Raw genomic sequence first — 6,544 nt, 5'->3', positions numbered from 1 at the left:
GCCCCCGACTGCCCCCCACGCGCGCGTGCGGCCGTGGCCTCCCTGGAGCCGGGCAAGCGTGCCCCCTGGATCGCCCAGGCGGCCGCCAAGGGCACCCGCATCTTCGCCGACGTCGGCTGGGACGAGACCGGCGCCTGGGACCTGGCGGGCCTCGCCGACCTCGAACACTGCGAGGCCTTCCTGCCCAACGCGGAAGAAGCGATGCGCTACACCGGCGCCTCCTGCCCCCGCGAGGCCGCCCACGCCCTCACCGAGCACGTGCCGCTCGCCGTGGTCACCCTCGGTGCGGAAGGCGCCTACGCCGTGGACCGGCGCACCGGGGAGGCCGCCGAGGTGCCCGCGATCGAGGTCGAGGCGCTGGACCCGACCGGTGCCGGGGACGTCTTCGTGGCCGGCTTCGTCACCGGGACCCTCGCGGGCTGGCCGCTGGCCGACCGGCTGGCCTTCGCTGGACTGACCGCCGCCCTCTCCGTCCAGGAGTTCGGCGGCTCCCTGTCCGCGCCGGGCTGGTCCGAGATCGGCGCCTGGTGGCGCAAGGTCCACTCGGTCGCCTCGCAGGACCCGACCGCGCTGCGCCGGTACGCCTTCCTGGCGGACCTGGTCCCGGAGGAGACGGCCCCCGGCTGGCCCCTGCGACGGGCGGTACCGACGATCGGCTTCGGCAGGTCGACCTGACCGAGGGCCGGCGGGGCGCCGAGCTGCTCGGCGAGCGGCTGCACCGGCCCCCCGTACGACGGCCCTCCCTCAGCGGTCCGCGGCCCGCTCCAGGACCTCCAGCACCTGCTCCCGGACCACCTCGCCGGCCTCCGCGGGCAGCGCCCCGACCGCCGTGCCGCGCAGGGCGTCGAGCACACCGTCCACGCCCGTGTCGCAGGGCACGCTCCCGGTCAGGAAGTCGTAGCCGTCGCGGACGGCGACGCGCAGCACGGGGCGCTCGCCGGCGTGCACGGCCGTGGCGACGACCAGGGGCGGCGGGCCGCCGGGGGCCTCGGCCACCTTGCGGTAGCCGCTGACCAGCGGGCCGTCCCAGTGCAGGCTGACCAGCAGCGGCTTCTTGGCGACCAGTTCGGCGAGGTCGGTCTCGAACGGCCCCTCCGCCGCCAGCACCCGGGCGCGGGCGCCCAGCACGAGGGCCGCGGGCAGCAGACAGCGCAGGGTGCTGCCGACGACGTTCCCGCCGACCGTGGCGGTGCGGCGCACGGCCCCGGTGCCGATGCCCGCCGCGGCCCGGCGCAGCACCTCCGGCACCCGTTCGTCGATCCGGTGCAGCAGGACCGCCGCCCCGACCTCCCCGGGCCCCAGGACGTTCGCCTCCGGCACCTCGCGTAGCGACACGGCCTGCTCGGGGAAGCCGTCGCGTTGCCACGCGGCCCACACGAGTGTGGCGCCACCGACGGGTATCGCCCCGTCGGACAGGCACTCCTGTGCCTCGGGCAGGGAGGTGGGCAGACGCAACAGCACGGGCTTCCTGCTTTCTCCGTACGGGCTCCGGGGCCACCACCGCCCTCGAGGTCTTCGAACACACGTGGTAGCGGGCGCATTCTCCCCGGGGCACCGGGGGAGCATGCAGGGCTCACCGCGGCATCGAGGGCGCCTGATCGCCTAAAAGCCCTACGGCGTTGTCGGTGCACCGTCGTACCCTTGAATCCGCGAGGCCGCCTCCACAGGTGCGGCCGTGACGAGGAGGAACCGCAGGCCTTAAGCGCCGGCCCATGACTCAGACACCCACAGGTCACAGCCCCGCGCAGGGGCAGGCGAGAGCACAGTTCACCGTCCCCGCCCAGCACCCCATGGTCTCGGTCCTGGGGTCCGGCGACTCGCTCCTGCGCGTGATCGAGAAGGCCTTCCCGGCGGCCGACATCCATGTCCGGGGCAACGAGATCAGCGCGACCGGCGCGGCGGCGGACGTCGCCCTCGTCCAGCGCCTGTTCGACGAGATGATGCTGGTGCTCCGCACCGGACAGCCGATGACGGAGGACGCAGTGGAACGCTCGATCGCCATGCTGCGGGCGAGCGAGAACGGGACGAGCGACGGCCAGGAGACCCCGGCCGAGGTGCTCACACAGAACATCCTGTCCTCGCGCGGCCGCACCATCCGCCCCAAGACCCTCAACCAGAAGCGGTACGTCGACGCGATCGACAAGCACACGATCGTCTTCGGCATCGGCCCCGCCGGTACCGGCAAGACCTACCTCGCCATGGCGAAGGCCGTGCAGGCCCTTCAGTCCAAGCAGGTCAACCGCATCATCCTGACCCGCCCCGCGGTGGAGGCGGGCGAGCGGCTCGGCTTCCTGCCCGGCACGCTCTACGAGAAGATCGACCCGTACCTGCGCCCGCTGTACGACGCCCTGCACGACATGCTGGACCCGGACTCGATCCCGAGGCTGATGGCCGCAGGGACGATCGAGGTCGCGCCGCTGGCGTACATGCGTGGACGCACCCTCAATGACGCCTTCATCATCCTCGACGAGGCCCAGAACACCTCTCCCGAGCAGATGAAGATGTTCCTCACCCGGCTCGGCTTCGACTCGAAGATCGTGATCACGGGTGACGTGACGCAGGTCGACCTGCCGAACGGCACCAAGTCCGGGCTGCGGCAGGTGCAGGACATCCTGGAGGGTGTGGAGGACGTGCACTTCTCCCGGCTGTCGTCCCAGGACGTCGTACGGCACAAGCTGGTCGGCCGTATCGTCGACGCGTACGAGAAGTACGACACCGAGAACGGTACGGAGAACGGCACCCACAAGGGCGGCCGGAACAAGCGGAAGTAGACGAACCAGCACCATGTCGATCGACGTCAACAACGAGTCCGGAACCGAGGTCGACGAGCAGGCGATCCTCGACATCGCCCGCTACGCCCTCGCGCGGATGCGCATCCACCCGCTCTCCGAGCTCTCGGTGATCGTCGTGGACGCCGACGCCATGGAGCAGTTGCACATCCAGTGGATGGACCTGCCGGGGCCCACCGACGTCATGTCGTTCCCGATGGACGAGCTCAGGCCGCCCAGCAAGGACGACGACGAGCCCCCGCAGGGCCTCCTCGGCGACATCGTGCTGTGCCCCGAGGTCGCCAAGAAGCAGGGTGAGGAGGCCGAGACGCAGCACTCCATGGACGAGGAGCTCCAGCTCCTCACCGTCCACGGCGTGCTGCACCTGCTCGGCTACGACCACGAGGAGCCGGACGAGAAGGCCGAGATGTTCGGCCTCCAGGCGGCCATCGTGGACGGCTGGCGGCAGGAGAAGGGGCTCACCGGTCCGTCCCCCGCGCCCACCGTCTCATGAGCCTGCCCCTCGTCTCCGGCGCGATCGCCCTGGTCGTCGTCGCCTGGCTCGCCGCCTGCGCGGAGGCGGGCCTCGCGCGCGTCTCCAGCTTCCGCGCCGAGGAAGCCGTCCGCACCGGGCGGCGGGGCAGCGCCAAGCTCGCGCAGATCGCCGCCGACCCGACCCGCTATCTCAACGTGGCGCTGCTGGTGCGCGTGGCCTGCGAGATGGCGGCCGCCGCCCTGGTCACCTACGCCTGCCTCCAGGAGTTCCCCGGCACCACCCGCGCCCTGCTGGTCGCGATCGGCGTCATGGTGCTGGTGTCGTACGTGGCCGTGGGGGTGTCCCCGCGCACCATCGGGCGCCAGCACCCGCTCAACACGGCGACCGCGGCCGCGTACGTCCTGCTCCCGCTGGCCCGGATCATGGGCCCGATCCCGTCGTTGCTGATCCTCATCGGCAATGCCCTCACCCCGGGCAAGGGCTTCCGCCGGGGCCCGTTCGCCTCCGAGGCCGAGCTGCGCGCGCTGGTCGACCTCGCCGAGAAGGAGTCCCTGATCGAGGACGAGGAGCGCCGCATGGTGCACTCGGTCTTCGAACTGGGCGACACGCTGGTGCGGGAGGTCATGGTGCCGCGCACCGACCTCGTCGTCATCGAGCGCTACAAGACGATCCGGCAGGCGCTGACCCTCGCGCTGCGCTCGGGCTTCTCGCGCATCCCCGTGTCAGGGGAGAGCGAGGACGACATCGTGGGGATCGTGTACCTGAAGGACCTGGTCCGCAAGACGCACATCAGCCGGGACGCGGAGAGCGAGCTGGTGTCCACGGCCATGCGGCCGGCCGTCTTCGTGCCCGACACCAAGAACGCCGGCGACCTGCTGCGCGAGATGCAGCAGGACCGCAACCACGTCGCCGTGGCCATCGACGAGTACGGCGGCACCGCGGGCATCGTCACCATCGAGGACATCCTCGAGGAGATCGTCGGCGAGATCACCGACGAGTACGACCGTGAACTGCCGCCGGTGGAGGACCTCGGCGAGGACCGGCACCGGGTCACCGCCCGCCTCGACATCACCGACCTCGGTGAGCTGTACGGGCTCGACGAGTACGACGACGAGGACGTGGAGACCGTCGGGGGGCTGCTGGCGAAGGCGCTGGGCCGGGTGCCCATCGCCGGGGCGTCGGCGGTCGTCGAGCTGCCGGACGGGCGCGAGCTGCGTCTGACCGCGGAGGCCGCCGCCGGGCGCCGGAACAAGATCGTGACGGTTCTGGTGGAGCCGGTGGGCGCCCTGGAACCCGTCGTGGAGGAGAAGGAGTCCGAGTGACACCCCAGGAGCTGCGCGCCCTCTGTCTCTCCTTCAACGCCGTGGTGGAGGACTTCCCCTTCAACCCCGAGACCTCGGTCTTCAAGGTGCTGGGCAAGCTCTTCGCCCTGACGAACCTGGACGCGCGGCCCCTGACCGTGAACCTCAAGTGCGACCCGGAGGACGCGATCCGGCTGCGCGCGGACCATCCCGGGCTGATCGTCCCCGGCTACCACATGAACAAGCGCCACTGGAACACGGTCACCGTCGACGGCGAGCTCCCCGACCGCATGGTCCGCGAGCTCGTCGAGGACTCGTACGACCTGGTGGTGGCCGGTCTGCCCCGCGCGGAACGGCTCCGGCTCGACCGGCCGTGAACCGACGCAGGACGGCGGCTTGCAGCGCTCGCCAGGACCGCGAAGTCGCGGTGGAACGAGTAGTTCCTGAGGCCCGCCCCTGAGAGCAGGAGGCGGGCCTGTTGCTGTGAACGGGCGGTCAGGCGCGGCGGATCCTCAGGCCCAGGCCCACCAGCACCGCCGCCGCCAGTACCAGCACCGCGTCCAGGGCGAGGACCGTGTGGACGCCGGTCAGGAGGTCGCCGGAGGTGGTGGCGAGGACGCCGAGCAGGGGGATGCCGACGGTGATGCCGACCTGCTGGGTCGAGGTGACCAGGCCGGTGGCCAGGCCCTGCTCCTCGTCCGGGACGCCGGAGGTGACCGTGATGCCGTACGAGATGATCGCGCCCAGGTGGCACATGCTGGCCAGGGAGACGGCGGCTGTGGCGAGCCACACGGACCAGTTCCCGGTGCCCAGACCCAGCAGGGCGGCGATCAGGGTGCCCTGGCCGACGAGCGAGCCGACCAGGGTGCGGCGGGGGCCGTAGCGGCCGATGACCCTGGGGGCGTAGGTGCCGGCCACCGCCGACAGGACGCCCTGGACGCCGAAGACCAGGCCGGTCTCGAAGGCGGACAGGTGCAGGACCTCCTGGAGGTAGAGGGTCAGCACGAAGACGACCGTCGACATCATCGAGAAGGTGACCAGGCCGCCGATGTTGCCCCACGCCACCGTGCGCCGGCGCAGCATGGGCAGCGACACCAGGGGCTGTGCGGTGCGGGACTCGATCTTGACGAAGGCGGCGAGGAGCAGCAGGCCCGCGACGAGGGTGACGACGACGTCCGGCCGGCCGAAGCCGTGGTCGGCGGCCGTCGACAGGGCGTAGATCAGGGCGAGCAGTCCGCCGGTGACCGTGACCGCGCCGGGCACGTCGAGGCGGGGGCGGTCCGGGGTGCGGGACTCCGGGAGCAGGCCGGGGGCGAGCGGCAGCACGATCAGGGCGAACAGGGAGAGCAGGCCCATCGTGGAGCGCCAGCCGAGAGTGTCCGTGAGGGTGCCGCCGGCCACCATGCCGACGGTGAAGCCGAGCGAGAGCAGGGTGCCGGAGATGCCCAGGGCACGGTCGCGGGCCGGGCCCTCCGGGAAGGTCGTGGTCAGCAGGGACATGCCGGTCGGCACGATGGCCGCCGCGCCGAGCCCTTGGAGCGCGCGTCCGGCGAGGAAGGAGGCCGGGTCCCACGCGAAGGTCGCGAGGAGCGAGGCCGCGCCGAACAGGGCGAGACCGGACAGGAAGAGTTTCCTGCGGCCGTACAGGTCGCCGATGCGGCCGAACAGCAGCAGGAAGCCGCCGGACGGCAGCGCGAACGCCGTGACCGCCCACTGGAGGGCGGACTGGCTCATGCCGAGGTCCGCGCCGAGCACGGGCAGGGCGACGTTCAGGACGGAGAAGTCCAGCGCCACCATGAACTGGGCGGCGCACAGGACGAACAGGACGAGCTTGTCGCGCGTCGACAGCCGGGGGGTGTCGAGCGCGTCGGTGGTGGGGCTTGTGGTGTCGATCGCCATGGACAGGAGCCTGCGGCCGTCGGAATAGCCGTGGGGAGCCGCAAGTTGTCCTGGTGGCGGCACCACCAGGCAACGTGGTG

General features: G+C 71.7%; 7 protein-coding genes. 5 read left to right on the top strand and 2 right to left on the bottom strand.

What is annotated here, in order from left to right:
• The coding region (locus tag AOJ26_RS20390; protein WP_234358621.1) for a carbohydrate kinase family protein at window positions 1-675 on the top strand (675 nt) is incomplete at its 5' end.
• Between the two features lie 69 nt (window positions 676-744).
• Here AOJ26_RS20390 and AOJ26_RS20385 read toward each other — a convergent pair.
• Complete coding sequence (locus tag AOJ26_RS20385) at window positions 745-1,461, bottom strand: FAD binding domain-containing protein (protein ID WP_053849758.1); 717 nt, start codon at window positions 1,459-1,461, stop codon at window positions 745-747.
• A 251-nt stretch (window positions 1,462-1,712) separates the two neighbouring features.
• On the opposite strand from AOJ26_RS20385, the gene AOJ26_RS20380 reads away from it, so the two are divergent.
• The 4 genes from AOJ26_RS20380 to AOJ26_RS20365 are packed head-to-tail and all read left to right on the top strand — an operon-like array spanning window position 1,713 to window position 4,942.
• Window positions 1,713-2,771, top strand: coding sequence for a PhoH family protein (locus tag AOJ26_RS20380; protein ID WP_078959977.1), 1,059 nt, complete (start codon window positions 1,713-1,715; stop codon window positions 2,769-2,771).
• Between the two features lie 13 nt (window positions 2,772-2,784).
• Window positions 2,785-3,282: an rRNA maturation RNase YbeY gene (gene ybeY, locus AOJ26_RS20375; protein ID WP_053849756.1), complete on the top strand. Its 498-nt coding sequence runs from the start codon at window positions 2,785-2,787 to the stop codon at window positions 3,280-3,282.
• Entirely contained in the window at window positions 3,279-4,586 is a 1,308-nt protein-coding gene (locus tag AOJ26_RS20370) for a hemolysin family protein (RefSeq protein WP_053849755.1), read from the top strand. The genes ybeY and AOJ26_RS20370 overlap by 4 nt, the downstream gene beginning before the upstream one ends.
• Window positions 4,583-4,942 carry an MmcQ/YjbR family DNA-binding protein gene (locus tag AOJ26_RS20365; RefSeq protein ID WP_053849754.1) on the top strand — a complete coding sequence of 120 codons (360 nt, stop codon included), beginning with the start codon at window positions 4,583-4,585 and terminating at the stop codon, window positions 4,940-4,942. The genes AOJ26_RS20370 and AOJ26_RS20365 overlap by 4 nt, the downstream gene beginning before the upstream one ends.
• Window positions 4,943-5,060: 118 nt before the next feature.
• Here AOJ26_RS20365 and AOJ26_RS20360 read toward each other — a convergent pair whose 3' ends face one another.
• Window positions 5,061-6,464 (bottom strand): MFS transporter, encoded by a 1,404-nt coding sequence (locus tag AOJ26_RS20360; RefSeq protein WP_053849753.1) that lies wholly within the window; start codon window positions 6,462-6,464, stop codon window positions 5,061-5,063.
• Window positions 6,465-6,544 lie beyond the last annotated feature (80 nt).

It is taken from the genome of Streptomyces sp. NRRL B-24085, from assembly GCF_001282115.1.
Lineage (GTDB): Bacteria > Actinomycetota > Actinomycetes > Streptomycetales > Streptomycetaceae > Streptomyces.
Note: the sequence above shows the minus strand (reverse complement) of the source record. Positions and strands in the feature narration are given on the sequence as shown.